21 protein-coding genes are annotated in these 26,153 nt (G+C 72.0%); 15 read left to right on the top strand and 6 right to left on the bottom strand.

Going from position 1 to position 26,153, the window contains the following annotated elements; genetic code table 11:
- Nucleotides 1–143: 143 nt before the first annotated feature.
- Nucleotides 144–548, bottom strand: coding sequence for a pentapeptide repeat-containing protein (locus ACFO3J_RS18345; RefSeq protein WP_386430521.1), 405 nt, complete (start codon nucleotides 546–548; stop codon nucleotides 144–146).
- A 633-nt stretch (nucleotides 549–1,181) separates the two neighbouring features.
- Here ACFO3J_RS18345 and ACFO3J_RS18350 point away from each other — a divergent pair.
- The 11 genes from ACFO3J_RS18350 (at nucleotide 1,182) to ACFO3J_RS18400 (ending at nucleotide 18,036) form a co-directional block, all read left to right on the top strand.
- Nucleotides 1,182–1,391, top strand: coding sequence for a hypothetical protein (locus ACFO3J_RS18350; protein WP_386430522.1), 210 nt, complete (start codon nucleotides 1,182–1,184; stop codon nucleotides 1,389–1,391).
- Nucleotides 1,370–1,792: a cyanamide hydratase gene (locus ACFO3J_RS18355; RefSeq protein WP_386430523.1), complete on the top strand. Its 423-nt coding sequence runs from the start codon at nucleotides 1,370–1,372 to the stop codon at nucleotides 1,790–1,792. The genes ACFO3J_RS18350 and ACFO3J_RS18355 overlap by 22 nt, the downstream gene beginning before the upstream one ends.
- A gap of 773 nt (nucleotides 1,793–2,565) precedes the next feature.
- The gene (locus ACFO3J_RS18360; protein WP_386430524.1) at nucleotides 2,566–4,944 is read left to right on the top strand and encodes a hypothetical protein; all 2,379 of its coding nucleotides are present in this window, start codon (nucleotides 2,566–2,568) and stop codon (nucleotides 4,942–4,944) included.
- On the top strand, nucleotides 4,944–8,225 hold the full coding sequence (locus ACFO3J_RS18365) for a hypothetical protein (protein ID WP_386430525.1): 3,282 nt from the start codon (nucleotides 4,944–4,946) through the stop codon (nucleotides 8,223–8,225). Before ACFO3J_RS18360 ends, ACFO3J_RS18365 begins: the two co-directional genes overlap by 1 nt.
- Nucleotides 8,225–9,214, top strand: coding sequence for a hypothetical protein (locus tag ACFO3J_RS18370; protein ID WP_386430526.1), 990 nt, complete (start codon nucleotides 8,225–8,227; stop codon nucleotides 9,212–9,214). The genes ACFO3J_RS18365 and ACFO3J_RS18370 overlap by 1 nt, the downstream gene beginning before the upstream one ends.
- Before the next feature lie 7 nt (nucleotides 9,215–9,221).
- Complete coding sequence (locus tag ACFO3J_RS18375; RefSeq protein WP_386430527.1) at nucleotides 9,222–10,886, top strand: hypothetical protein; 1,665 nt, start codon at nucleotides 9,222–9,224, stop codon at nucleotides 10,884–10,886.
- Nucleotides 10,887–10,900: 14 nt separating this feature from the next.
- Entirely contained in the window at nucleotides 10,901–11,707 is an 807-nt protein-coding gene (locus ACFO3J_RS18380; protein ID WP_386430528.1) for a hypothetical protein, read from the top strand.
- The gene (locus ACFO3J_RS18385; RefSeq protein WP_386430529.1) at nucleotides 11,704–12,399 is read left to right on the top strand and encodes a protein phosphatase 2C domain-containing protein; all 696 of its coding nucleotides are present in this window, start codon (nucleotides 11,704–11,706) and stop codon (nucleotides 12,397–12,399) included. The genes ACFO3J_RS18380 and ACFO3J_RS18385 overlap by 4 nt, the downstream gene beginning before the upstream one ends.
- 163 nt (nucleotides 12,400–12,562) lie before the next feature.
- Nucleotides 12,563–14,251, top strand: a complete 1,689-nt coding sequence (locus ACFO3J_RS18390) for a trypsin-like serine protease (RefSeq protein WP_386430530.1) — start codon at nucleotides 12,563–12,565, stop codon at nucleotides 14,249–14,251.
- A gap of 49 nt (nucleotides 14,252–14,300) precedes the next feature.
- Nucleotides 14,301–16,046 carry a trypsin-like serine protease gene (locus tag ACFO3J_RS18395; RefSeq protein ID WP_386430531.1) on the top strand — a complete coding sequence of 582 codons (1,746 nt, stop codon included), beginning with the start codon at nucleotides 14,301–14,303 and terminating at the stop codon, nucleotides 16,044–16,046.
- 247 nt (nucleotides 16,047–16,293) lie between these two features.
- Nucleotides 16,294–18,036, top strand: coding sequence for an APC family permease (locus ACFO3J_RS18400; protein WP_386430532.1), 1,743 nt, complete (start codon nucleotides 16,294–16,296; stop codon nucleotides 18,034–18,036).
- Here ACFO3J_RS18400 and ACFO3J_RS18405 read toward each other — a convergent pair.
- The 4 genes from ACFO3J_RS18405 to ACFO3J_RS18420 all read right to left on the bottom strand — a co-directional run bounded on the left by ACFO3J_RS18405 (nucleotide 18,017) and on the right by ACFO3J_RS18420 (nucleotide 22,128).
- Entirely contained in the window at nucleotides 18,017–19,678 is a 1,662-nt protein-coding gene (locus ACFO3J_RS18405) for a hypothetical protein (protein WP_386430533.1), read from the bottom strand. The genes ACFO3J_RS18400 and ACFO3J_RS18405 overlap by 20 nt on opposite strands.
- On the bottom strand, nucleotides 19,675–20,703 hold the full coding sequence (locus tag ACFO3J_RS18410) for a hypothetical protein (protein ID WP_386430534.1): 1,029 nt from the start codon (nucleotides 20,701–20,703) through the stop codon (nucleotides 19,675–19,677). Before ACFO3J_RS18410 ends, ACFO3J_RS18405 begins: the two co-directional genes overlap by 4 nt.
- A gap of 1 nt (nucleotide 20,704) precedes the next feature.
- Nucleotides 20,705–21,112, bottom strand: a complete 408-nt coding sequence (locus tag ACFO3J_RS18415; RefSeq protein ID WP_386430535.1) for a hypothetical protein — start codon at nucleotides 21,110–21,112, stop codon at nucleotides 20,705–20,707.
- A 173-nt stretch (nucleotides 21,113–21,285) separates the two neighbouring features.
- Nucleotides 21,286–22,128 carry an LLM class F420-dependent oxidoreductase gene (locus ACFO3J_RS18420; protein ID WP_386430536.1) on the bottom strand — a complete coding sequence of 281 codons (843 nt, stop codon included), beginning with the start codon at nucleotides 22,126–22,128 and terminating at the stop codon, nucleotides 21,286–21,288.
- A 120-nt stretch (nucleotides 22,129–22,248) separates the two neighbouring features.
- Between ACFO3J_RS18420 and ACFO3J_RS18425 the strand changes: the two genes are divergently transcribed.
- From ACFO3J_RS18425 to ACFO3J_RS18440, 4 genes are all read left to right on the top strand, one after another.
- Nucleotides 22,249–23,163 (top strand): LysR family transcriptional regulator, encoded by a 915-nt coding sequence (locus ACFO3J_RS18425; RefSeq protein WP_386430537.1) that lies wholly within the window; start codon nucleotides 22,249–22,251, stop codon nucleotides 23,161–23,163.
- A 432-nt stretch (nucleotides 23,164–23,595) separates the two neighbouring features.
- Nucleotides 23,596–23,919, top strand: coding sequence for a hypothetical protein (locus ACFO3J_RS18430; protein ID WP_386430538.1), 324 nt, complete (start codon nucleotides 23,596–23,598; stop codon nucleotides 23,917–23,919).
- On the top strand, nucleotides 23,919–24,536 hold the full coding sequence (locus ACFO3J_RS18435; RefSeq protein ID WP_386430539.1) for a nucleotidyl transferase AbiEii/AbiGii toxin family protein: 618 nt from the start codon (nucleotides 23,919–23,921) through the stop codon (nucleotides 24,534–24,536). Before ACFO3J_RS18430 ends, ACFO3J_RS18435 begins: the two co-directional genes overlap by 1 nt.
- A 60-nt stretch (nucleotides 24,537–24,596) precedes the next feature.
- Nucleotides 24,597–25,340 (top strand): endonuclease V, encoded by a 744-nt coding sequence (locus ACFO3J_RS18440; RefSeq protein ID WP_386430540.1) that lies wholly within the window; start codon nucleotides 24,597–24,599, stop codon nucleotides 25,338–25,340.
- 6 nt (nucleotides 25,341–25,346) lie between these two features.
- Here ACFO3J_RS18440 and ACFO3J_RS18445 read toward each other — a convergent pair whose 3' ends face one another.
- Complete coding sequence (locus ACFO3J_RS18445) at nucleotides 25,347–26,108, bottom strand: alpha/beta fold hydrolase (RefSeq protein WP_386430541.1); 762 nt, start codon at nucleotides 26,106–26,108, stop codon at nucleotides 25,347–25,349.
- Nucleotides 26,109–26,153: the final 45 nt, after the last annotated feature.

A 26,153-nucleotide genomic window follows, 5' to 3' on the forward strand; every position in this document is an offset into this window, starting at 1 on the left:
CCCCTGCCTGAAGAACCGACCCGGGCGGGCGCACATCATGACGCGCCCGCCCGGTCCTTCCTCGCCGCCTCGCGTCAGCGGGGGTTCACCTCCGGCCGATGGCGGATCGAGAGGTCCGGCGGCTCTCCTGATGTCTCCTGACGTCAACGACCGGCGTCAAGCATCCGCGCCGCCGAATCGGCCGTCCGGTGCGGAGTCCGAGCCGTGGGCCGCCATGCGGTGAACGGCATGCTGTTCAAGGGAGAACCGATGATCATGCCCAAGCTGTCGGCCGTCACCTCGTCCAGCCGGGCGCCGAGCAAATTCGCGCGCGTCAAGTTCGCGCCCCTCAGGTCGGCGCCCCTCAAATCCGCGCCGCACAGGTCCGCGCCGCACAAGCAGGCGTCACGCAATGACGCACGGGTCAGGTCGGCATCGGACAGGTCCGCTTGACACAGCATTACGCCGTTCAGCCGTGCCCTGGTCAGGTCCGCGCCGGCCAAGTGCGCCGACCGGAGGTCGGCATAACTCACATCACATCCCGCGAGCCGTGAACCCTCCAGGTCCATACCGGTCAGAGTGCCGGGCACAAGGTGCACCGCAGCCGTGTTCGGACCGGAGCAGAGCAAAGGAACCGGGGGGCGGAAGGCGTCGTGCACGATGAGAGCTCCTATGAGTCCTGGATTCAGGGGTCGGGCGGGCGGCGCGCCAAGGAGGGCAAGCGGGCAAAGGGCGACAACGTTGTCATATCTATGGTCGCCGTGCCGTGCGGGTACGTCAAGGAGGCGGTGAGGAGGGGCCGCGATGGGCTGTCCGGGCCCGCTGAGTTCGCAGGCGCAGCTGCGGGTGCGGGTCGGAGCCGGGCCCTGGCGCCGTTCGCCTTCCTGATGCGCGGGGGAGCGGCGGGCGCCGCATGTCCGGATTCGAGGTGTGCTCGGCCGTACGAAGGTGGAAAGATAGCCGGGATCGCGGCAATGTCGACGGGGAAGATATCGAAACGTCTTTTTAACGGTATGACGTCGAATAACGGCCCAGTACCCGGTGCCCGGCGCCCGGCAGGGAGCGGCAAAACCTCGGTGCGGCCCGAAGACGCCGTGCACCATTTTGTCGACGAGATTGTGCGTCCGGATGTGACGGACGTGACCCCGATTGCCGCAGGACGTTCTCCACGTCACTCCTGACCCGGCCGAAGGAACGCGCTGATGAGCCGCACGACCCTGAATGAAGTCGTTGTTCCCGACACCGCGGTGTCGGCAGCCGCGCGGGAGGTGGCATCGGCGTACTTGTCGCCCGGACTGTTCAACCATTTTGTGCGCGCCTATCTGTGGCAGCCGCCCGCGGCACCGCTCGCGCTATCCCTTTCGACCCGGAACTGCTCTATGTGGCGGCGATGCTTCACGACCTCGGCCTGACGGCGGTCTTCGACAGCCATACGGTCGCCTTCGAGGAGGCGGGCGGCCACGTGGCGAGTGTGTTCGCGGCGGGCGCCGGATGGACGGCGCAGCGCCGCCAGCGGCTCCCGGAGGTGATCGTCCGCCACATGTGGCTCGAGGTCGACGCGTCCACCGACCCCGAGGGCCATCTGCTGGCCAACTCCACGGCCACCGATGTCGTCGGAGCGAACGTGGACGACTTCGACGCCGATTTCCGAAGCGAAGTGCTCGCCCGCTACCCCCGCCTCGACTTCGCCGCGGACTTCCTTGCCTGTTTCCAGGCACAGGCCGCCCGCAAACCCGACAGCTCCGCGGCCCGCATGGTGCGCGTCGGCCTCGAGAACCTCATGGCGGACAACCCCTTGGAGGCCCGCGGCTGAGCGTTCCCGCGTCCTCGGCGGCCCACCGGCCGTGCTGCTGTCGCCGACCGGTGCGGACGTCGCGTCGAACCTCGGGGTCGGGATCGCGGTCAGCGGCGCTGTCTCCCCGGAGCCGGTCGTCGATACGTTACTGGTGGCCGGGTCCGACCTCTTTCCGCGCGTTCGCGTCCCCGGCGACCTGGCGGCCGCCGTCCGGGTACCAGTGGCCGCGGCCGGCCGGGTCGCGTCGAGCCCGACGCGATCTACGTTCGCGACCGGCGGATGCCGGCCGGCCGGCGCCCGCGTGGGCGGTCGTCCGGTCGACCCGCCCGCTGGTCACCCGGCCCGAACGCTTCCTCGCCGCCCTCATGGCCGCGGGTTTTGCGCCGGGGAGCGCCAAAGGCATACGCCGAATGGCCGAACCGCCTGTACCGCCAAGAGGTGAGAGCCTGACCGGGGCGGGGAAGCGGCCCTGACGCGACAGGCTTCCGCGGCCCGTCGGCCGAATTCGCGGGGCTGCGCTATGGCACGGCGGCGGCGAGATCCGTCTCGGCCAGCGGTCCGCCGAAGCCGAGCCGCGCGACGCAGGCCTTTTGCCGCGGCCTGGTCGATCCGGGGGGCGAGGGAGCCCGGCACGGCAAGGGATCCATGGCGGTCGGAAGAGCCCGAGCGTCCCCGAACGGCGCGCTGTTGAGCGCTGGTATGCCGGTTTTCCTTGCCAGATGGAATGGTTGCACCCCATACATGCGGTCCCTTATGTTTGGCGCCGCAGCACCGCCCGGGGGGGAAGCAGCATGTTCACGACAGACATAATTTCCGGCATTCGCGCACGGGCCGCCCGCGATGCGGCGCTGGTGCTGGAGCACGCGGGGCGGGACGAGATCGACCCGTCCTTACTCGACCGGGTGCGCGCGTGCGCCGCCGCTTTAGAGGTGGCCGCCGCGGCGCCGGTGCGGGCCGGACTGGGCGGCGGTTTCAAGACCGGCAAGTCGGTGCTCATGGGATACCTGCTCGGCGACGCCGGGCTGCTGCCCGTCGCCGACCAGGCGGCCACCGGCGCGATCATCGAAGTGCACCCCGTCGTGGGCCAGGTCGCCGCGACGCTCCCGTCGCCGACCGCGACCGTGCGGTACTTCGACCGGGCCACCGTCGAGCAGTACCGGGACGAGCTGGTCAAGACGCTGCGGGCCGAGGCGGCGCCGTTCGGGCTTTCCGGCCCCGACGGCGATTCCTGGCCCCAGCTCAGCGCATGGTGCCAGACGGTCCTCTGGCCGCGGCCCGAGCTGCGGCCGCGCGTGCTGGAACTGATCGACCTGCGCGACGCCGTGTGCGGCCTGCCCCAGCTCGCCGACGGCCCGTCGATCGAGGTGCCGTGGCAGTTGGCCCGCAAGCACCTGCTGATGATCGGCGAGTCCTCGGGACCGCGCACCGGACCGCCGGGCTGGACGCCGCCGCCCCCCGTCCCCGCACCGCGGTTCCTGGAGCCCGCCACGCTGGCGGCCGGCCGCCGCCTGGTCGAACGGGTCCGGATCACGGTCACGGTGCCGCAGCGCTGCTGGCCGCTGGAGGGACGTTCGACCGAGCAGCTGGTGCTCTGCGACACCCCCGGGCGCGGCGCGTCGCCGGCGCGGGTCCGTGACGAGCTGCTGCTGCGGCGGCTCATGTCCGAGCTGGACGCGTTCGTCGTGGTGATGGACCCCGCCCACCCGGACGCCGCCGTCGTCGGGGAGCTGCAGCGGGAGTTCGCCGCCGCGAGCGGCCATGCCCGGGCGATCACGGTGGTGAACAAGTTCGACCAGTACCCTGCGTCGGCCCCCGAGTTGGAGGCCGGGCTCGGCGTCATCAGTGAGGCGGCCATCCGGCAGGTGCCCTCGCTGAGCGGTCTGGCCGCGGCTTGGGCGACCGCGACCGGTGTGGATGAGCAGGCAGGGCATGACGTGGTGTTCGCGTCGGCCGTCACGGCGTGGGCGCTCGAAGGCGCCGACACGCCGCCGCCCGTCCCGGTGCCGGCCGACAGCTCGCTCGCGCAGTGGCGCCAGGCCAAGGCGCGGCGCGCACGGGTGTGGGGCGCCCTCGGCGATCGCGCCGAACGGCGCGGGATCGCGGGTCCGCTGGCCGATTACGGCGACGACGGCGGCATGGGGCGGCTCCGCGAGCTGCTGACCGGGCACGTCGCACGGGTCGGCCTGACCCGCAAGCTCGAACGGATGCGCCAGCTGCGCGCCGAACTCGACGAGGCGCTGCTGCCGGCCAAGGTGGCGCTGCGCCTGTGGTACGAATCCCGGCGCGACGACGCCGAGGCGGACCGCGACGCGCTGCGCGCCGAAGTGATCCGGCCGGCCAGACTGGAGCTGCTCGCCACGCTCGAACGGTGCGACGTCGATGTGTTCCGGCGCGACTTCCGCCTGGACAACGGGCTGACCGCGCAGGAGGAGGTCACCCGCCGAGCGTTGCGGCACATCGGCGCCTGGCCGGTCTGGACGCGGTTGTGGGACACCGTCAAGGACCGGCAGGTCTGGCCGAACCCGCGCAGCCATCCGATGGTCGGCGACGAGCTCCGCGGTGACTTCGCCCTCGCCCGGGCCGCGGCCGAGCAGGACGGGCGGGCGGTCGCGGACCTGGTCGTCGATCTGTGGCTCACCCGCCGGCGACAGGAGATCGGCGACCGGGTCAAGCAGTTCAAGGCCGCCATCGATCCGGTGCGGGACCGATTCGGATCGGAGTTCGACGTTCACCGCCGGCAGTTGGCCCGTGCGGTGCAGGTGCAATGGCTCAAGGCGCAGCTGGTCGAGGCCGGCGACCCCGCCGATTCGGCCGACGCGGCCTCCCGGCACCCCCGCGACCCGTTCCCGCTGCGGCGCGAGTACCGGCTGGCGTGGCATCCGGAGTCCGGCGCCCTGCCCGCGGACCTGCACCAGGTCAATATCGCGCGGCTGCAGCACGCGCTGAGCGCGGCCGTCGTCCGCGCCGGCCTCGACGCCTGGGCGGCCAGGCTCCGGGTGCTGACCGCCGAGCTTCGTGACGCGCTCGAACAGCTCGACCGGGAGTGGTGCCCTCCCGCCGAGTGGACCCGGTTCGTGCTCGCGGCCCATCCGCCGGTGCTGCGCGACGCGATGCCCGATGAGGCGCCCGCGGACTTCGGCGACTTCGAGAAGGACGAGGAGATCATCTGATGGCACCGGTCCTGTCGATCTCGCTGACCGCCGGTTTCGACCCCCGGCAGCGGTACCGGCTCGACGCCGGCGCCCACGGCGTCCGCCTGCCCGACATGCGGCTGGACGCCGCCGGCGCCACGCTGTGGCTGCACCGGCTGAAGGTCACCGTCGAGGCGGCCGATCCCCCGCTGGACGAGACGGCTCGGTCGCTGCTCGAGCTGGCCTGGCGGGGCCAGGCCGTAGCGGTGGAGGGCCACCTGACGCTGCCCGCGTCCGACGCCCTGCTCCTGGCGCCGGGAGGAGGACAGGACGTCACGCTCACCGTGGCCGCCGAGGTCCAGCAGCAGAGCATCTCCGGTGACTGGGTGCCCCGTCGCGTGATGGTCACCAGCCAGTTGCGGATGTTCTGGGCGAGCCCGGCCGACCCGGCCGGAAGCGGGCCCGAGGGCACCGGGACCGAGGACGCAGGGACCGAGGGGACCGGGACCGAGGGGACCGGGCGTCACGACGACACGAGCGAACAGCACCATCACGGCCTGCTCGCGGTCGACTTCGGCACCACCGCGTGCACCGCCACCCTGTGGGACGAGGACAAGAGGTCCGTCCTGCCGCTGCCCCGCAGTCAGACGGTCGTGCTGCGCGGCCGGATCGCGGAGCTGCTCGGCGAGGCCGGCCCGGGCGGCGTCGCCGATCCCGCGTGGCACCGGATCACCGCCACCCTCGCCAAGGAGGTGCTGGGCGCGGACCTGTCCCGCGCCGCGCTGTCCGACGCGGTGCGCGGGGAGAAGGACGCCTCGGCGCCCTTACTGCACGAAACCCTGCGACAGCTGGAGTCGCACGCCGCGGTAGCCGACGAGCGGGTACGCGAGTGGCTCACCGGGCGGCTCTACGCGGCGCACGACGAAGCGTTCGCGGCGCCCGCCCCGGAACGGTGGCAACTGCACGAACTGCCCCTGGAGAAGGGCGACACCGTCCTGTCGAGCGTGGTGAGCGTCGACCGCGACAGCGGGGCGGTGCGGGTCGGCCCGCCCAAGGACGACAACGACGACCTGGTCGTCTACAGCATCAAACGGCACTTCGGACGACCGCCGGGGCACCGCGACCTCCTCGACAAGACCGACGGGACCGTCGTCAGCGCGATCGCCGATCTCGTGGCGCGCAGCTCCGCCGCGATCAGGAAGGACTCCTCGCTCGACCACGCGCCGCTGAACCGGATCATCGTCACCTACCCGACAGTCCTGCACGGCGCGGCCCGCGCCAAGCTGGTCGACGACGTGCGCCGGCTGACCGGCGTGCTGGAGGTGAACAACCGCTACGACGAGGCCATCGCCGCCGGTTTCTACTACCTGATGCGCGACATCGGCAGCGACCCGGAGATCGGCATCGAGTCGCTGCGCGCCCGGATGCGCCCGACGAACAACCCCGGTGCCTTCACCGAGAACCTGCTCGTCGTCGACATCGGTGGCGGTACGACCGACATCGCGTTGTTCGCCATGCACCTGCACGACGTCTCACCGGTCAACGTGGGCACCACCTCGTTCGGACCCGGCAAGCTGTACCACGTGTCGCCGTCGCTGCGCGGCAGCAACGGCCGGGAGAACCGCGGCGGCGACTACATCACGCTGTGCGTCTTCCACTGGCTGAAGGCCGCCATCGCCGACGCGCTGCTCGCCGCGCACGTCGAGGGCTCGGGCGGCGGCGCCGTCGCCGATTCGGTCACCCATATGGACAAGACCGGCGACTGGTGGCACGACGGCGCGCCGGTGCCCGGCGCGCTCACCGCCGCGGAGCTCAGCTATCTCAACTCCGCCGACCGGTGGAGCCGGGCGCAGCAGGAGGTGCCCGCGCACCGCACCGCCATCGAGCAGCTGGTGCCGACCCGCTGGCGGGACGACCCCGAGCTGCGCCCGGTGTTCCACCGGCTCTGGAACACCGCCGAGAACGCGAAAATCGAGCACCTGGGCAAGGGCAGGGACTTCACACTCGGTCCCGACGAGGTGGCGAAGCTGCTCGGCACCACCGGTGTCTCCGTCTCGCTCCCGGCGGAGCGGTTCCGCACCCTGGTCACGGCCATCGTCGAGCGGTTGGCGAAGCTCGCCGTGGAACTCGTCGCCAATCGCTTCGGCGACCGCCGCGAACCCCTCGACCGGCTGGTCCTGACCGGCCGGGCCAGCAGCCTGCCGCTGGTGCGCGAGGTCTTCGACGACGCTTTCGCCACCGCCGCCAGGAACTACCCGAGCCTGCTGTGGGATCCGATGGCGCTGCGGCTGGACGTCGACCACGCCAAGTCCGCCACCTCGATCGGCGCGGTGTGGGCCGAGCGTATGCGCACCTTGGCCCGGCTGGACAGCAAGCAGGTGGTGCGCAACGGCGGTCTGGACATCCGCGTCGACGTGGACAACGTGTTCCAGGCCCTGGCGGCCACGTTCACGGTCACCATGAGCACCGGCTGGGACATCGTGTTCAAGGCGGACACCGAGTTCCTGGCGGACGGTGACCAGCGCGTACTGGACCGCGATCTCGGCCAGCTCCGGCGGCCCATCAACATCCACCGGGTCATCGACGGCGACACGGAGCACCCGGTGCTCTGGGGCTCCTTCGACGTCATGGACGTCGCGGAGCGGCAGAGGTACGAGCCGGCGCTGCCGCCGGCGGGCGCCAGCCGTACCGACGACCGGTGGCTGCACGACAAGCTCGTCCGGGTGCGGATCAATCCGCAGATGGAGCTGACCCTCACCCTGTGGCGCTCTGACGCCGGCGACCCACGGCCGCTGCACAGCGTGGAGCAGCACGGCGGCACGAAACTGGCGCCGCCGGACGCGGCCCGCCCGCTGTCCGCGCCGGACGCCTTCGCGCTGGCCCGCCGGCTGCGCATCGCGGTCGGCAACGCGGACCGGTCCCTGACCCGCGAGGTGTTCCCGAAGCTGCCCGACCCCCCGGCGTGGACCCACCGGTTCATCGACGAGAGCGACGGCACCGAACGGAACGGCCTGATCAGCAGCGAGCCGCTGCCCGAGGCCGGCGAGCAGGGCTGGCGCTTCGCCCTGATCGGTGACGGGCCCGACGCGCCGGTGCAACGGGTCTCCGTCCGCGACGCCCTACCCGAGGCGGGTGGCAAAGGCATGTACGCGAGCCTCGACGACCAGGGCGTGTTCCGGCTGCACTTCGGCCGACCGGACTACCTCACCGTGAAGACGCTGCGGGAGATGGACGAACGCCCGGGCGCGGTGTTCAGCACCCCGATGCCGCCGCGCGCCCTCGCGGACGACGACTCCGACCCGTTCAACGGCCTGCAGTGATGTACCGCCAGCTCAGTGAACTGCTGCGGCTGCGGGACGAGGCGGCCGCCACCTTGGTCCGCGGCTTCCTCGTCGGGCTGGACGCGGCGCTCGCCGAGGCGCCGGCGCCGGGCGATCCGGCCGGGCTGGAGGCCCTGCGGGAGCTGCGGCGCGATCTGGAGGCACTCCTGCACAGCCCGCCCGCGATCACCGCGCGGCCCGAGCCGCCGGCCCCGGCGGTCACCGCCCCGGCTCCCGTTCAGCACGTCGAGCCCGTCGCGCCGCCTCCTCCGGTGCCGGGCGTCGCGGCGCTGCGGCGGGCGGACCCGCTCCCCGACGTGCCGGGCGAGCCCAGCGGCAGCGACGGCTGGACCGACGTGCCGAGTATGGGCGAGCGCGTGGCGGTGTTCGACCCCGGCACCGGACACGGGCTGCGGCTGCGGCCGGAGGCGGCCCTCGATCCCGCGGTGCGGGACGCGCTGCGGCTCCGCGACGGCGACCTCGGCATCGACCACCGGATCGCGGTCGCCGCCACCCAACTGCTCACGCTGGCCTCGTACGACAACGACCTGAACGACTACCTGCCCACCGCGAGCGGCTACGGCCAGGCCCGTCGGCCGCACCGCCCCGCCGATCTGGCGGCGCTGCGATGGGAGCTGATCGGGCGGCTGCGCGCGTACGGCCAGGCCGGCGACGGGCAGGAGAAGGCGCGCTGTCTCATCGCGGTGGACGAGGCCCTGTGCTCCGTCCGGCACAGCCCGCCCGCCGAGGACGGCAGCTGGTGGGCGGCGTGGTACGACCGTGTCCGCGCGGACACGGTCGGTGCGGCGGGCGCGGCACCCGGCGTCGAGCTGACGGTGCTGACCGGCCGGTACGAGGACCTCCGCGGCCAGTCCGTCAACGACGCCCGGACATCCGGCCAGGACGGGCAGGTCTTCGCCTGCCTGCGGCTCTGGGCCCGCGTCGAAGGCATCACCTATCCGGGGCGGGTGCTCGTTGGGACCGACTGACCGGCTCATGCCGCAGCCGCTCCAGTACGCGGCCGCCCTGGCGAACCCGCGGACCGCGCTGTCCGATCCCGAACTCCGGCGGAGCCGCCCCGTCCTCGGGGCACGCGACCGTCCCGAACAGCGCATCGGCCAGCACGCGTTCGTCTACCGCCTCGACCACCCCGACGGCCGCCGGTTCGCCGTGCGCTGCTTCCTGGACCCGGGCTCGGCGGACGACGCCCGGTACCTCGAGATCGGCCGCTATCTGGCCGGCGCGGCGCTGCCGGAGATCTGCGGGTGGCAGTGGCAAGCGCACGGGATCACGGTGGACGGGCAGCGGCTGCCGATCCTCGTCGGGCCGTGGGCCGACGACCAGCCGCTGCACGAGGCGGTCTCCCGGCATCACCACGACGCGGCGTGGTTGCTCACCACGGCCGAGCGATGGCGCGACCTGGTGCGGCGCATGGCCGCCGCGAAAGTGGCGCACGGGGACCTCCAGCACGGCAACGTGCTCGTCGGCGACCGCTCCTTCACCCTGATCGACCCCGACGGCATCTGGACCCCGACGCTCGCCCGGCTGCGGCCGCCGGCCGAGGCCGGCCACCCCAACTACCAGCATCCGCTGGCCACCGTGCGGCACTGGGGCGCGAAGGGCGACCGTTTCGCCGCGCATGTCATCTACCTGTCGCTGCGGGCGCTCGCGGTCGCGCCGGAACTCTGGGACCGGTACCACGACGAGCACAACCTGATCTTCGTCGCCGACGACTACGCGGCGCCGGGTACGACCGCGGTGTGGCAGGACCTCGCGCGCTCCCCCGATCCGCTCGTGCGCGCGCTCGCCGGGCGGCTCGCCGCGATGTGCGGCAGGTCCCCACGAGCGGTCACCACGTTGGAGGCATCAGTGAAGTCGGCCACCCCGCGCACCTGGGCGGCCCCGCGATGGTGGCGCCCGACGACAGGCGTACCGGGCGTCCCGGTCGCGGTCGTCTGGCTCATCGGCCTCGCGGTGCTCGCCGTGTATCTGTCCCGGAACCTGTTCGCGGACCGGCTGCCCGGGCAGCCGGCGGAGCCGGTGACGGCCGCGGCCGCCTGGTCGGTGGCCTTCGTCGGCATCCTGGCCTGGTCGTACGCGCGGCTGCCGCTGGCCGGGGTGGCGGGCGGCGCCGCGGCCGCGTACATCGCGCTCGACCTGCCCCGCCTCGTCACGCTCGTCGCCGACGAGGCCGGCCCGCGGCTCATACCGACCCTCACCGCCGCCGTGCTCGCGCTCGCCCTCGCCGTCGTGGCGGCGGTGGCGCTCCGCCCGGTCACCGCCCCCGGGCCGGCGACACGCGCCGCCACCCACCTGTACCTCGTCGGCGTGCTGAGCGTGGCGCTCGGTCAGGCGGCCGCCCTCGGCTGGCCGTCCGCGGACGCCGGCCGCATCGAACGCTCCGCACCGTCGATCGCGGCCGCGGCCGTCGGGGTCTCGCTGCTCGCCGCCTGGCTCCCGGTCGCCAGGCGCAGCGCCGGATGGCTGGTCGGCGCCGCCGCCGTCCTCGTCACCCGGTCGGTGGCCGCCGCCCATCCGCTGTCCTGGCCCGCGCTTCCCGACCCGTGGGACACGGCCGTACCGGTGGTGCACCTGGCCGGGGTGGCGGTACTCGTCGCGGCGGCCTGCGCCGTCGGGATCGGACGGTGGCGGACCGCATGACGTACTCCCGGCGCATGAGCAGCAGGTATCCCGGCTGCGTCCTCCTGCTGATCGACCAGTCGGCGTCGATGGGCAACCCCATCGCGGGCGACTCGGCCGGCACCTCGCGCGCGACGGCGCTGGCCGCCGCGGCCGACCAGCTGCTCGACGAACTGGTCCAGCGCTGCCTCGACAAGAGCGGCCGGGTCATGCCCTGGTGCGACATCGCCGCCATCGGGTACGGCGGGCACGGCGTCCGCTCGATGCTCCAGCGGCCCAGCCGGGAACTCGACGCCGGCAGCGATCCCGCCGGTGTCTTCGTGTCGACCGCGGTCCTCGACTCGTACGCGGAGACGACCGCCGCCGCGCACGACCCGCTGGCGCCGGCGCGCCACTGGATCCGGCCGCTCAGCGACGGCATCACCCCGATGAGCGAGGCGTTCACCGTCACCGTCGCGCTCGTCCGCCGCTGGGTGGCCGCCCATCCCGACTCCTTCCCGCCGGTGGTGCTGCACATCACCGACGCCCAGTTCAACACCGCCGATCCGACCGACCAGGTCACCGAGCTGACCCGGCTGCGGACCAGCGACGGCGCGGTCCTGCTGTTCAATCTGCACATGTCGGGCAACACGGCCGATATGATCGAATATCCGTCCCGCCCACCGCGGATCGAGGACGAGTTCGGGCGCTGGCTCTACGCCGTCTCCAGCACGATCCCGCCGCAGCTGGCCGAATCGTCGCTGTTCCCGCTGGAGCCCGGCGCGCGCGGGTTCGTGCTCAACGGCGGTGCCGCCTCGCTGCTGCGGTTCTTCATGTGGGGCACGCCGGGGCGGGTGATATGAGGCTCCGCTTCGACGCGGTCTCCGTGCCCCGGATCGGCGGGGTGGCCGACGACGGCGAGGACGCCTGCGGTTTCGACGAGGGAGCGGGTCTCGCCGTCGTGTGCGACGGGGCGGGTTCGCAGTTCGCGTCCAGGGAATGGGCGCGGTGCCTGGTGCGGCGCTTCATCGCGGAGCCGGAACCGCTGCTGTACGGCGATCCCGCGGCGTGGGTGACCGCCGCGGGCGCGGACTGGCGGGCCGGTCTCGACCTGCACGCCGCCGGCGACCGCGTCCGCCGCGCCGCGAACGGCGGCAGCGGAGCGACGATCGCGGCCGTCCGGGCCACGACCTCGCCGGGCGGCCACCTGCTCGACGTCTCCGCGGTGGGCGACACCTGCGTGTACGTCGTCCGCGACGGGCGGCCGCACTTCGCCCACCCGATCGCCGTGTCCGGCGAGTTCCCCGCCCGGCCGCCGCTCGTGACCACCTGGGACACCGATCCGCCGGCCCGAGCCAGCCTCGAACTCCGCACCGGCGACACCGTCATCCTGGCCACCGACGCCACGGCCCGCTGGGCGGCCACGCGCCCGGCGGGCGACTGGGAGAAACTGGTCAGGCTGACGATCGCGCATCTCGCCGACCTCCTGACCCGTCGCCGCGACCGCGGCGAGATCGCCGACGACGACCTGACCCTGCTCCGCGGCTTCGCCTGACACCGGGCCCCGCGGGCCGTGCGGGAAGGCGTACAACCCCCCGGGCCGGCCGGGAGTCCTGTTGGTGTGCGGGCAAGCAATTGTTCGAGTCCGGTGCGGCCACGGGGGGTTCGTGGGTGTTCGGTGGCCGCGCCGGGTGCAGCTCCGACAGGACAGGAGTCAGATGAAACTCTTCAGGGGGGGTGCTCGCCGGTCCCGTTCCGGCGCTGTCGCCCCGCTCGCAGCGCTCGCCCTGTGTGCCGCGAGTCTGGCCGTGGGCGTCCCGGCGCACGCGGACGCGGGCAGCGCGGGCGCGGTCACCGGTGGCGCCGGCGGGGCGACCGCCGCGCCGCGCATCGTCGGGGGCGGTCCGACCGACTCGGACGAGACCACATGGATGGTCCGGGTGCAGAGCGCCGGTTCGAACCAGGCCTTCTGGTGCGACGGTGTCCTCGTGGCCGCGAACAAGGTGCTCACCTCGGGGCACTGCGGGATCGAGGCGAACAGCGGGGGCGTCAACACCACGGTGGCCCCCTACGGGGTGGGGATCAGCTCGTCCGTCCGCTCGGTGTGGGTGGATCCGGCCTACCACAAGGGCGCGGTCACGGACGACAACGACGTCGCCGTCCTGACGCTGAACACGCCGTTCCCCTTCGGCGACCAGCTCCTCCCGCTGCCGATCGCCCGGCCGCAGGACACCGCTCTGTACCAGCCGGGCACCCAGGCCGTGGCGTACGGCTACGGCAACACGTCCGCCGAACCGGACGCCACCCGGCCCTACCAGCTCTCCGGCGTGCCACTGCCGATGAACGACGACGCCACCTGCGCGGCCGCGACCGACGCCGTCAACGGTGACCCGGCCACGTACGTGCCCGGGCACATGCTGTGCGCGGGCACCCCCGGGACCGGGGACGACGCCACCGGCAAGACCACCTGCCTCGGCGACGAGGGCGGCCCACTGGTGGCGGGCGGCAGGCTGATCGGCCTGATCTCGCCGCTGCGCGATCCGGCCAGCGGCAAGACGTGCAACTACCCGGGGACCTACCCCGTCTTCACCAAGATCTCCACCTACTACGCGCTGATCCAGCAGCACATGGACACCACCGACGCGACCGAGGACGGCAAGGCCGATGTGCTCGCGCGGACCCCGGCCGGGCAGTCGTACCTCTACGCCTCGACCGGCACCGGCTACAACTCCCGCGTGCCCGCGCCCGTTTCGCTGACCAACTACGACACGGTGATCCAGGCGGACCTGGACCGCGACGGCCACCAGGACTACATCCTGCGCGCCAAGGGGACCGGCAACGTCTTCGCCGCGCAGCGCCCGCTGTACCCCTGGACGGGCACCGGCCTGGTCTACACGCACTTCGGCTCCGGCTGGGGGCCGGTCAAGGCGATGCTGGCGCCCGGTGACGTCACCGGCGACGGCATCACCGATCTGCTGTCCGAGGATTCGGCGGGCCGGCTCTGGGTCTACGCCGGCAAGCCCAACCAGGGCTTCAACAAGCCCTTCCTGACCGGGCTGAACTGGAACCGGTACAACACGGTGATCGGCCACGGCGACCTGAACGGCGACGGTTTCCCCGACGCCCTCGCCCGCGACGCCGCCACCGGCGATCTGTACCTGCTGCCCGGCACCGGCGAGATCACCGCGCCGTTCGCGGCGCCCGTGCTGATCTCGGGCGGCTGGAACGGCTACGACAAGCTGCTCACTGTCGGCGACTACGACGGCGACGGCCACCCCGACCTGCTGGCCCGCGTGCCCTCCGGGTCCTTCTACCTGGTCAAGGGCACCGGCAACACCGGCCCGGCCGCACTCGCCGCGCCGGTCCGGATCGGCACCGGCTGGAACATGTACAACCTCCTCGGCTGACCCAGCAGTTGCCGTAGGACATGCCATGGCATGCAAAGACAGGAGTCACATGAGAGCTCTCCGCAGGGGTGGCCGCCGCCGGTATCGTCCCCGCGTCGTCGCCCCGCTCACCGCGCTCGTTCTGTGCGCCGCCGGCCTGGCGCTGGCCGCTCCGGCCCAGGCCGGCACGGGGACCGGCACCGGCACCGGGACGAGCACCGCCACCGGCACCGTAACGAGCCCCAGCCCCAGCCCCGGCACCGCCAAGCCGCGCCTCATCGGCGGCCGTCCCGCCGAGTCCCTGTTCAAGCCGTGGATCGTGCAACTCGTCTACCAACCGGGCACGCCCGGCGCTGGCTTCTGCGCCGGTACGGCCATCTCCCCGACCAAGATCCTCACCGCTGGACACTGCGTGGCAGGCCGGGACTGGACCAAGAACGGTGAGGTCGTGGTCGGCTCGGCTACCGCGGGCCCCTCCGCCAGCAGCACCGAGATGACGGTCCACGCGCAGTGGCTCGCGCCCGGCTACAAGCCCACGGCCAGCGGCCTCACCATCGACAACGACCTGGCGATCCTCACCCTGGACCGGCCGGTCAGCTCCTACTACAACGATTTTCCCCCGCAATCCGCCTCCATCGGGTCCGGGGCCGGTCCGGGCCCGGTCACCGTCTACGGCTGGGGCAACACCGATTCTGCAGTGGGCAGTTCCAACCAGGGCGTGTCCCTGCAGCGGATCGACGTGGCCGGGGTCCCCGACCAGACCTGCGGCGACGCGCTGGCCACCGCCACCGGCGATCCGCTGGCCTTCGTAGCCGGGCACATGCTGTGCGTCGGCGCCGGCGGGACCGGTGACGACACCACGGGCAAGACCGCATGCGTGGGGGACGAGGGCGACCCGGTGGTGTCGCAGTACGGCGCGCTGGTGGGCGTGATCTCGTATCTGGGCGTGCGCACCGCTACCCAGGACTGCAACGTGCCGGGCACGTACGACGTGGTCACCAGCCTCGGCAACTACATCGCCGACATGGCGACCCAGATGAGCGACAGCGATGTGACCCGGGACGGCAAGGCCGACATCCTGGCCCGGACTCCGGCCGGCGAGTCGTACCTCTACGCCTCGACGGGCACCGGCTACAAGTCCCGGGTGCCCGCGCCCATTTCCTTCAGCAACTACGACACCGTGGTCCAGGACGACTTCGACCGTGACGGCTACCAGGACTTCGTCCTGCGGGCCAAGGGCACCGGCAATGTGTTCCTGGCCCGGCGCACGGTGGACGGCGCCACCTACAAGTACACCCAGATCGGCTCCCACTGGGGAGCGGTCAAGGCGATCATCTCCCGTTCCGACCTGGGCTATTGGGAGCAGTTCCCCCAACTGCTGGTCGAGGACTCGGCCGGCCGGGTGTGGACCTACGGGAGGGTCGGGGACGCGGGCACCTTCGGCCCGCCGTTCACCACCCAGGGGAACTGGTCGCAGTACGACACGGTCGTCGGACACGGCGACTTCAACGGCGACGGCATCTCCGACGTCCTCGCCCGGGACCCCAAGACCGGCGACCTCTACCTGCTGCGCGGCGCCAACGGCAACGAGTACATCCGCTACCAGCCGCCGGTGCTGATCTCCGGCGGCTGGAACGGCTACGACAAGCTGATCGCCCCCGGTGACTACGACGGCGACGGCCACCCCGACCTGCTCGCCCGCGTCCCCTCCGGCTCGCTCTACCTCTTCAAGGGCACCGGCAAGACCGGCTCGGCGACGCTCGCCGCGCCGGTCCGGATCGGCACCGGCTGGAACATGTACAGCGGCCTGAGCTGACCGGCGCGCCCCGCGCCGTCCTGCCCGAAGCGACCCGTCCACCGCCGGAAGCGGCGGTGGACGGGTCGTTTCGTGTCGATTCGGATGTTCCCTGAGACACCTTTTCCCATCCGCCGTACTCTGGCGCAAGCCGCAGCACGCGTGGGGGACCAAGGGGACGCGAGAGGTACGGATGAGTGAATTAGCCGGACCGCGGGCCAGCAGGGGGACATCGGTGAGCGTCGGGGACAGGACCGAGCGACGGCTCATGTCCTTCTACGATCTGCTCTTCCTCGGCGCGGGCGGGGTGGTGGGCTCCGGGTGGCTGCTCGGGGCGGTGGACGCGGACCGGGGTGCCGGGTCCTGGGCGGTGTTCTCCTGGCTGATCGGCGGCACTCTGCTGGTCGTCATCGCCGCGGTGATGGTGGAGGTGAGCACCGCGGCGCCCAAGACGGGCGGCCTGGTCTTCCTTCCCCTGCAGAGCAGCGGCCCCCTGGTGGCGACCGTGGTCGCGGCGGGCGTATGGGTCTTCTACGCGGTCAACCCGGCGAGTGAGGCCGCCGCGATGATCCGCGGCCTGAGCGCCTCCTACCACAAGACCGGCTTGACCATACCGGGCGAGGACAGACTGACCTGGCCCGGCATCGGCCTGGCCCTGCTGTTCATGCTGCTCATCGCCGCGGTCAACCTGCTCGGCCCGAGACTGTTCCTCAAGGTCAACAACGCCTTGACCACGTTCAAGATCCTCGTGCCGCTGCTGATCGTGCTCCTGCTCGTCTACGCGAAGATCCACCCGCCGAGCCACACCCCGTATTTCGACTTCCCCGAGTCCGAGCACGGGACCGGGAAATCGGACCACTACGACGTGGGTTCCGTGGTCGCCACGGTGACCAGCAGCGGGGTGATCTACGCGTACCTCGGCTACCAGGGCCCGCTGGACTTCGCGGGCAGTGTCAGGCGGAGCGGCATCGGCGAGGCGGCGCGGCTGCGGCGGGCCGTCTACGGCACGGTCTGCGGGTCGATGCTCCTGTACGTCTCCCTCCAGTTCGTGGTCATCTACATCCGCCACCGGTCCTCCGGGCCCATCCCCGCGGACGCCTCCGTGTACGCCCACTTCGTCACCGCGGTCGCCCCGGGCTGGGTGGCCTCGCCGCTCGTCTGGCTGATCAACGTCGACACCGTCCTGTCCCCGGCGGGTGCCGGGATGGTCTACACCTATGTGCTCACCCGCGAGGTCGCCGCACTCAGCCGCGCCCACCTGACCCACCGCGGCCTGCAGAAGAGCCGGTTCTCGACCATCGCGCTCGGCCGCGGCCGGCTGGCGCGGCTGTTCGGCGACGACCGGCTGGACGTCTACTGGCTGATCCTCTTCGTCGATCTCGTCGTCAGCGCGCTGGCGCTGCTCGCCTTCGGCGGCAAATGGTCCGTGCTCGGCCACATCACCACGGTGCTCGCCCTGGTCGTCTACGCGACGCCGAGCGTGGTCCTCGCTTCGCTGCAGCTCCGCAGCCCGCAGCTCTTCCCCCGGCGCAGGTCCCGCTTCCTGGCCACCACCGGCTTCGTCTCGTGCGCCGTCATCTTCTACCTCGCGGGCTGGGACCTGCTGTGGCCCGGCATGACCGCGCTGACCGCGGGCTGCCTGCTGCTGTTCGCCCTCCCGCTGGTCGCGCCGGCCTCGCGCTGGTACGACGCCAAGGCGTACGCGGCCCAACTCCGTTACGTGCGGACCAATCCGGCCGCGCGCTCGGCCGCCCTGCTGTACGGCTACTTCATGGTGGCGACCGCCGCGTCGAGCGCGAACAGGTTCCTGTGGCCGTCCCACCCGTTGGTCAAGCTGGCCAGCGCGATCCCGCTGGCGGTGCTCGCGGTCCTCGTCTTCCGCCAGCTGGTGGCGCAGTCCGTGCGCTACATGGAGAAGAACGCCCCGACGTTCCCGACGCCGGCCCCCGTCACCAAGGCCGCCGATCCCTCGACACCGCACCAGCCGACCGTCACTGTACGAAGTGGATGACCGCCTCCGCCTCGGCACCGAAGCTCTGCCGGCGCAGCTCGGCCACGACGTCGTCCCTGCGGCGCCACTCGGCCCAGCGGCCGACCGTCGCGCCGAGCAGCGAGTCCCACCGCTCGTCCCGCGTCATCGCGCTGAGCCGCACCTGTCCGACGATGCCCGCCACGTCTTCCGCCCTGAGCCACTGGTCGTTCTCCAGGCAGCGCTCCAGCAGGTCGAATCCCACGTCGGCCATGTCCTGCCGGTACAGCTGGGCCGCTATCTCCCCGATCACCGCGGCGGTTCCCTCGAGCGCGTGGTCCGAGGCCACCGGATCCGTCAGCTCGCGCAGGGCGAGGAAGGTGAGGGTGGAGGCGTTCCGCTGCTCGCGCAGCGCCTGGAGGTACTCGACGAAGGCGCCGGGGGCCGTGGCACCGGCCAGCAGACGCGAGGTCAGCCGCTGGTTGACGGCTTGGGCGGCGCGTCGCAGCTCTCTTGAGCCGACGACCTGGCCGAGAAGCCGCGCGGTCTCGGCTCCCGTCCGGTCCCACACATGCGCGGCGACGGCGACACGCAGCTCGCTGAGGCACCGGTCCGGGGCCCGGTCATTGACCAGCGTCTGCCGCAGGTTCTCCAGGAACTCGATGCTGCGGGGTCCCGCGTCGCGGTCCGCGCCCGCGGCGACGATGTCGGCGAGCAGCTCCCTGAAGGTGCCGGACAGTATGACCGACCGGTGCCAGTAGGTGATGATCTCGGCCAGGAAGTCCGGCTCCGACCGGGCGGCGGCGTAGCGGCGGACGAGGGCGCACCGGTCCTTCGGGGCCCGCGCCAGGCGCTCGCAGAGGTCGATCACCCGGCGCGCCTTCCAGCTGCGACCGACGTACTCGGCCAGCTTCCCATTGCTCTCGGGCTCGCCCACCACCAGGCCGGCGACCAGATCCATGGTCTTGCCCAGCTCGTAGACGGCCGCCATGCGCCGGGTGATCCAGTCCTCGACGATCGTCTCCGACGGACTGAGGTGGCGCAGCGCGCCCACGATGCCGACGCGGCCCTCCGGGACGCTCGTCCCCGCCGGGGCGGCGGCTGCCTGGAGCGCCAGCTCCAGCAGTGTGTCGGCCTCCCCCTCGCATCCCCGGGCTCGCAGTTCGACGAAGAGGGCGGCCTTGTCGAGCGTGGTGCGGCCCGACGCCGCCGCCACGAAGGCGCGGAGCGTCTGGGCCACCAGCTCGGCGGCGTACGGTTCCTGGCGGCAGGTGCTGATGAACTCGGCGACCTCGGGCACCACGCGCTGGGCGGTGATGTCATGGACCAGGTCGCGGGTCAGCGGTCGGTCCGCCGCGTCCTGCCCGGACTCCTTCGTCCACTGCTTCATCGCGAGCTGGGCCGCTTGCCCGACCGGGCGGGTCAAGGTGGCCAGCGCCAGCACGATCCGCACGTCCAGGGCGTCGAAGCCGGCGGTGTCCGCGGCGGTGGGATCGATCCGCAGCAGGTCGTCGATGGAGCGGTGCAGCGCGAACACCTTGAGCAGCCGCATCACCTCGGCCGGCCGGGGACGGAGGGAGTCCTTGCCCCCGACGCGGAGCCCTTCGCGGATCGTCTGCAACCGCCTCGCCACCTCGGGGACCGGCTCGGTGACGACCCAGTCGTCGAGCCCCGCGTCGGTCATGCGGAGAGGGTCGGTCCGACTTCGGCCCAGTACTGGGCGAACAGCTCAGGCCGGTCGAAGTGCTGGTTGGCCCGCTTGTTGACGCGCAACGCGATGTGCCGGACGGCTTCCTCGGACTGCTGGTAGAGCAGCGAGACGACCTGGCCGGTGATCACCGGATCGTTGAGCAGCCGGTCGAACCCCTGGGCGCCCTCCCGCTTCATGGTCTCGACCCACTCCTCGGCGGAGGCCGGGGCGGACGGCATCCGCTCGCGATCCGGCGGGGACATGCGGTTGGTGAACAGCGGCATTCCCTCGCGGCCGCCGTTGAGGATCATGTTGGGCAGGTCGTGCGGTGTGCCGCAGCGCTGCATGTCCTCCTGGACCACGTCCAGCATCAGCCCGAGGGTGACCTCGTCGTTGTAGTGCTTGGTGCCCCTGGTCAGGACGTTGAGCAGGTGACCGCTGAACGGCGTGCACTCCTGGAGGTCGGCGGGCAGCCGGGGGCAGCCCGCCGCGTCTGCCGCGTTGCGGTCGTTCTTCGTCGCGGTCAGTACGCAGGTGCCCTCGTGCACGATGCCGAGGACACCGCGCAGCGTTCCCTCCGCGCTCAGCTGCGGCAGCATGTTGGAGTAGCAGCAGTCCGCGATCAGCACCTTGAGCGATGCCCGGCTGCGGCGCATGGCGCGGTAGACGTACCAGCTCGACATCCAGGTGTGCGGCTGCCGCAGGCGGGACGATCCGACCGCGAAATGCACCTGGTCGCCCGGCACATCGGCCCAGTAGGCGCCGTGGCCGATGTAGACGACCAGCAGCGTGTCTCCCGGCTCGGCCTGGTCCGCGGCGCTCTGCACGGCTCCCATGACGTCGTTGATCGTGGTGAGCTGCTCCGGGGGCAGCACTTCGACGGCCTCCGGGCCCCACCGCGGATCGCTCCCGAGTACCTGCCCGTACATCCTGGCGCTGTGGGCGATCTCGGGATGGCTGGCGATGCCGGAGTCGCGGGCGTAGTTCGCGGGTCCGATGACGATCGCGCGGGAGGCCATGTCAGTGCTGGTCCGCGTTGTCCGGGGGCAGTTCGCCCCGCGGCTGCGGCAGGTCACCGGCCGGCGCCTGCGCGCCGGGCCGCGGATCGGGCGGCGCTCCGTCGTCGGCGCCTTCGAGGTCGACCTGGACGTCCAGTGGGTCCAAGCGCCGCGCGGACCAGCGGGCGACCACGGCACGTACCGCTTCGACGCTCTTCCCGTAGGCGTACTCGCCCACCTTGCTCGCCGCGCCGCTCACCGCGGCGGCGAGCAGGAACTCGGCGAGTCCGCCGGACAGATGCCGGCCCTGCGGCACCGGTTCCTCGCGCCAGTCCAGCCCGGTCTCGCGTGCGAGCTCGGCGGCCAACTGCTCGGAGTCGTCGAGGCCGATCACCCCGCCGACCTTGACCACGATGCGCCTCGCCACCACGATGTCCCTTCCCCCTGGTCCCTCGGCAGACCGGGGAACCGATCCATGACACCGGTATCGACGGTAGTAGCCGCCTGCCTCGCCGGTCAACCGGACCATTTCGGCTGTCAGTTGGGCTACCAGCCAGTATGGGGTACCTGGTGGGCCGAGCAGGGGGAAGGACGCGGACGACGTCAGTGCGGCAGGGCGGCGTGCCGTTCGAGGAACGCGGCGACGTCCGCCGGGTCCTCCAGCGGAAGCGGGTAGACCAGGAGCCGGTCGAGGCCGAGGTCGGCGTAACGCCGGGCCGCGTCGGCGGTCACCGGGGAGAGCTGCATGAAGCCGGTTTCCAGTCGGCCCAGCCACGGCGGGCGTTCGACCTCGGCGGCCGCTCGCCGCAGCCCGGCGAGGTGCCCGGCGAGATCGTCCGGGCTGTCGCCGTTGCCCAGCCAGCCGTGGCCGCGCGCGACCGCCCGCCGGAAAGCGGCCGGGCTGTGGCCGCCGACCACGATCCGCGGTCCGTGTTCCCCGACCGGCCGCGGGTGCGCGTCGACACCGCCGAAGGACACATACCGGCCCTGATAGGAGGGCGCGGGCTGGGTCCACAGCGCCCTCATCGCGTCCAGATACTCGTCGGTGCGCCGGCCGCGCTCCGCGTACGGCACTCCGACCGCGGTCATCTCCGGTTCGAGGTAGCCGGCGCCGACCCCCAGCAGCAGCCGGCCGCCGCTGAGCACGTCGAGGCTCGCCACCTGCTTGGCGAGCACCAGCGGATTGCGCTGCGGCAGGATGACGATCCCGGTGCCGAGTTCGATCCGTTCGGTGACGGCCGCGACATAGGCCAGATGCACCAGCGGGTCGAGAATCGGATCCGTCGGCTCCATCGGCGCGTCCGGTGACCGGGGGCTGGGCAGCACGACATGCTCACCGGCCCACCACGACCGATACCCCAACTCCTCGGCCAGCCGGGCCAGTCGGACCGTCTCAGCGGCGCCCAGCACGGCCTTGGCGTTCAGCCCGTTGACACCCAACTCCACGAGTACGCACCTCCATTCGCCCCAGGCACCGGCAACGCCGGTGCCCCGCCCGCCCCCACGCGGTCCATCGTGGGATCCCGCGCGCCGGCTGTCCAAGTCCCGCTCTTATAGCCTTCGGCTATGGATGTCCATGTCCGGGACCTGCGCTACTTCGTCGCGCTCGCGGAGGAACTCAGCTTCACCCGGGCCGCGAGCGACCGGCTCTCCGTCTCCCAGCCGACCCTGAGCCGGCAGATCCGCCGACTGGAACTCTCCTTCCGGACCGCGCTCTTCGAGCGCGACCGGCGCACCGTCACCCTGACCGCCGCGGGCAGGGCCCTGCTGCCGCACGCCCGGCAGCTGATCGAGCGCTGGGAGGGCGCGCGGCGCGCGGTCGTCGACGCGGTGGCGGCCCAGGACACGACCCTCACGGTCGGCTTCCAGACGAGCATCGGCCGCGGACTCGTCCCGGCCGTCACCGCCACGATGGAAAAGCTGCTTCCCGGTTGGCGGCTCCGCTTCCGCCAGATCAGCTGGGCCGACCCGACGGCGGGACTCGCCGGCGGTGAGGTCGATGTCGCCGTCGCCTGGTTGCCCCTCCCGGCGAGCGGCGGCTTCTCGCGGAAGGTGATCACCAGGGAGGACCGCTGGGTGGCGCTTCCCACCGATCACCGGCTGGCCGACCACCCGGTCGTCTCCTTCGGGGATCTGGCCGCCGAGCCCTGCATCGCCCTTCCGGCGACGGCCGGACCGCTCCGCGACTTCTGGCTCGGCAACGACCGCCGCCGGACACCGGCCCGCGTCGCGGTGACCGCCACGACCGCCGACGAGGCGTTCGAAGCGGTCGCCTCAGGACTCGGGATCGTCCTTCTGTCGGCGGGCAACGCCGGGATCTACCAGCGGGAGAACGTCACCTGCCGGCCGGTCACCGGCCTCTCGCCCAGCGAGCTCGCCGTCGTCTGGCGCACCGGGGACCACCGCGAGGCGGTCCGGGTCTTCGTCGAGGCCTGCTGCCTCTGCGGGGCGGGCTCTGGGGCCGCCCCCGCTATTCGATGAGCCAGCGGGCCAGGCCGCCGATGAAATGGTGACCGTGCATACCGCCTCGGCGCGCGGATCCTCAGCGGCGCCAGGCAAGGCCCCCGACCACCGGCCGTCCGTAGCGCCCCTGCGCGACCCCGCCGCCCGCGACAAGGTCACCTTGCTCACCGCCACGTAGGACCTCGATCACAGCGAGGCCACCGGTCTCGCCCAATGGCTGGACGCCGCCGGCCCGAGCCGCTGACGCGGCGGAACCCGGTCCGCGGCGACCGTCCATCACGGCCGTACGCGCACGGTGTCGAACGGGTACACGGAGGCAATCCCGGAAGCGGCCGTCGTGCGTACAGCGGCTCAAGTGGGTCAGGCCCGCGATGGACGTGGCGCCCTGCCCTCTCAGGACTGAGGGAGGAGCGCTTCGCTGCCGATGGCCCGATGGGGCATCCTGGTGTCATGAGCAGGTACGCGGATGCGCGGCTGTACGTGGTGTCGGAGTCGCTGGAGGAGTTGGACGGCCCCACGGAGGGTGTTGTCCGGCTGCCCCGGCATCTCGACTGGGGGCCGCCGTACGAGTACGACCTCGCGGACGCGGCGGATATCGCGGTGATGTACGAGCGGGTCCTGCGTGAGGCGCGCTCGCGGGACGATCTTCAGACATATCTCGACGGCGGTTGCTTGCGTCGCCTGTGGGGGCGGCTGGTGCTGCCGGCTCCGGTCAGGGTGCTCTGGGAGCGCCGGTTCCCGGAGCTTGCGGCTCGCCGGGTGGCTGCGGCGTAGTGGACGACCTGCACCTGCGGCTGATTCGGCTCGGCCTAGAAGCGCTCAGCGACGATTTCGGCTTCGCTCTGGCCGGAGGGTACGCCGTTCAGGCGCACCGCATCGTTCAGCGGCTGAGCGACGATGTCGATTTGTTCGCGCCGATCGAACGGCGGGACGAAATGCCGGCCGCAACGGAGCGGATCGTGGGTGTCCTGCGTGAGCACGGGTACCGGGTGAAGATCGTCCAGCAGGCCGACACCTATGTGCGGCTGATGGTCACGGACCTGGTGAGCGGGCAGGACACCAAGATCGAGTTGGTCGCGGAGTTCCTCCAGCAGCCACCGGTGGCGTCCGAGTGGGGGCCGGTACTCCATCGGGACGACGTAGCAGCGGGAAAAATGGAGGCGTTGTTCTCCCGCGCCGAAGCCCGCGACTTCATCGATGTCGACGCTCTTGTCCAGGCCGGCTATACGCGGGAGCGGTTGATCGAGCTCGCGGCTGAGCGGGACTCGGGCTTCGATACAACTGTCCTGGCCCAGATGTTCGCCGGTGCGGGGCGATTCAATGACCGGCAGTTCCTGGTGTACGGGGTCGACCAAGCCAGGGAGGGCAGGCCTGGAGGATTCGGATCGTGACCCCCGTAGTCGTTGACCCCTCTGCGCGGGCACCAGCTTTCTACCGGATTGGTCCCTCGTATGGGTGAACCGCAGGTCTCAAGGGCATCCGGTACAGCGCCCACTACCTCGGCACCGGTCGGGGATCGGTGGCCGTCGTCGGTCGCGGAGGCGCTGGTGGTTCAGGAGGCGCTGCGGGGGGTCGCGGTCCTTGATGCGGCGGGGCCGGGGCCGGGTGAGGTGCGGTGGGTGGCCGGGGTGGATGTTTCGTACGGCAAGGACAGTGACGAGCTGGTCGCGGCGGCCGTCGTGCTGGAGATGGGGACGCTGGAGCCGGTCGACGTCGCGGTCGTCGAGGGGGTGAGTACGTTTCCCTATACGCCGGGCCTGCTCGCGTTCCGTGAACTGCCCTCTGTGCTCGCCGCGTTGGAGAAGCTGACCCGCGTCCCCGACCTTGTGGTGTGTGACGGCTACGGGATCGCTCATCCGAGGCGGGCGGGGCTCGCGGTGCATCTGGGGGTGCTGACGGGCCTGCCGTGCTTCGGCGTGGCGAAGTCTCCGTTCACCTTCGGCTTCGAGAGTCCGGGGCCCCGGCGCGGGGACAGCGCGCCGCTCGTGGACGACGGCGAGATCGTCGGACGGGCGTTGCGGACCCAGGACAGGGTCAAGCCGGTCTTCGTCTCGGTGGGCAGCGCCATCGGCATCGAGAACGCCTGCGCCCACACACTCCACCTCGCCCGGCGCTACCGACTGCCCGAGACGACGCGGTGGGCCGACCGGATCAGTCGCAGCCGGCTGCGCGAGAAGGGGAGTCGGCCGACATAGCGGCGGTCACCGCGGGGCCGCGAGGAAATTGACGATCGCGGCGACGAACTCCGGCGCGGCCGCCGCTGTCCGGTGGTCTCCGGGCAGCACGGCCCGCGTGCCGTTCCCCAGCGCCGCGACGAGCTGGTCGGCCGAATCGGCGCGCTCGTCGTCGCTGCCCACCGCCACGAGCGTCGGGACCTGGACGCCACCGAGCGGCTCCGCGGGGGTGGCGACGATCGAGTCCAGCACATGGAGCAGAGCCACCGGGTCCTCGCCGCTCGACCGGAGCCCCTGGGCGGCCCGCTCCTCCGCCGAGCCCGGCTCGAAGGTCTCGGCCCCGGCGAAGACCCGTCGCAGGAACGATCCCGCCCCGCCCCCGACTCCCAGCACCTCACGCAGACCCTGACCGGCGACCACCGCCCGCCCCGGTGCCGCGCCGCGTACCAGCATCCTCACCACGATGCGCGCCCCCAGCGAGTAGCCGCCGAGGTCGTAGTCGTCCAGCCCCAGATGATCGAGGAGGGCGAAGCCGTCGTCGGCCAGCACGTCGGGGGGATACGCGGCAGCGTCATGGGGCCGGGCGCTCGCGCCGTGCCCGCGGAAATCCGGCAGGATCACGCGGTGGCCGCCGGCCGCTATCGCCTCGGCCTGGCCGTGGCGCAGCCACAACCCCGCGTCCCCGGTGATGCCGTGCAGCAGGACCAGCGGTCTGCCCGCACCCACCTCCCGGTAGGCGAGGCGCACACCGTCACGGCCGGGGAAGAAGGACACCGCGGGACTCAGCATGCGCCGGAGCGTACCGGCGCCGGATGAGAGGAAGGCAGCCGCGGT

It is taken from the genome of Streptomyces polygonati (assembly GCF_042650325.1).
Taxonomy (GTDB): Bacteria; Actinomycetota; Actinomycetes; order Streptomycetales; family Streptomycetaceae; genus Actinacidiphila; species Actinacidiphila polygonati.

Bases quoted from the DNA above. Each gene is read 5' to 3' on its own strand.
- ACFO3J_RS18380 (WP_386430528.1), top strand. From the start codon at position 10,901: ATGAGCAGCAGGTATCCCGGCTGCGTCCTCCTGCTGATCGACCAGTCG.
- ACFO3J_RS18350 (WP_386430522.1), top strand. From the start codon at position 1,182: ATGAGCCGCACGACCCTGAATGAAGTCGTTGTTCCCGACACCGCGGTG.
- ACFO3J_RS18395 (WP_386430531.1), top strand. From the start codon at position 14,301: ATGAGAGCTCTCCGCAGGGGTGGCCGCCGCCGGTATCGTCCCCGCGTC.
- ACFO3J_RS18445 (WP_386430541.1), bottom strand. From the start codon at position 26,108: ATGCTGAGTCCCGCGGTGTCCTTCTTCCCCGGCCGTGACGGTGTGCGC.
- ACFO3J_RS18370 (WP_386430526.1), top strand. From the start codon at position 8,225: ATGTACCGCCAGCTCAGTGAACTGCTGCGGCTGCGGGACGAGGCGGCC.
- ACFO3J_RS18385 (WP_386430529.1), top strand. From the start codon at position 11,704: ATGAGGCTCCGCTTCGACGCGGTCTCCGTGCCCCGGATCGGCGGGGTG.
- ACFO3J_RS18355 (WP_386430523.1), top strand. From the start codon at position 1,370: ATGCTTCACGACCTCGGCCTGACGGCGGTCTTCGACAGCCATACGGTC.
- ACFO3J_RS18360 (WP_386430524.1), top strand. From the start codon at position 2,566: ATGTTCACGACAGACATAATTTCCGGCATTCGCGCACGGGCCGCCCGC.
- ACFO3J_RS18390 (WP_386430530.1), top strand. From the start codon at position 12,563: ATGAAACTCTTCAGGGGGGGTGCTCGCCGGTCCCGTTCCGGCGCTGTC.
- ACFO3J_RS18440 (WP_386430540.1), top strand. From the start codon at position 24,597: ATGGGTGAACCGCAGGTCTCAAGGGCATCCGGTACAGCGCCCACTACC.
- ACFO3J_RS18375 (WP_386430527.1), top strand. From the start codon at position 9,222: ATGCCGCAGCCGCTCCAGTACGCGGCCGCCCTGGCGAACCCGCGGACC.
- ACFO3J_RS18425 (WP_386430537.1), top strand. From the start codon at position 22,249: ATGGATGTCCATGTCCGGGACCTGCGCTACTTCGTCGCGCTCGCGGAG.
- ACFO3J_RS18345 (WP_386430521.1), bottom strand. From the start codon at position 548: ATGGACCTGGAGGGTTCACGGCTCGCGGGATGTGATGTGAGTTATGCC.
- ACFO3J_RS18410 (WP_386430534.1), bottom strand. From the start codon at position 20,703: ATGGCCTCCCGCGCGATCGTCATCGGACCCGCGAACTACGCCCGCGAC.
- ACFO3J_RS18430 (WP_386430538.1), top strand. From the start codon at position 23,596: ATGAGCAGGTACGCGGATGCGCGGCTGTACGTGGTGTCGGAGTCGCTG.
- ACFO3J_RS18400 (WP_386430532.1), top strand. From the start codon at position 16,294: ATGTCCTTCTACGATCTGCTCTTCCTCGGCGCGGGCGGGGTGGTGGGC.
- ACFO3J_RS18405 (WP_386430533.1), bottom strand. From the start codon at position 19,678: ATGACCGACGCGGGGCTCGACGACTGGGTCGTCACCGAGCCGGTCCCC.
- ACFO3J_RS18365 (WP_386430525.1), top strand. From the start codon at position 4,944: ATGGCACCGGTCCTGTCGATCTCGCTGACCGCCGGTTTCGACCCCCGG.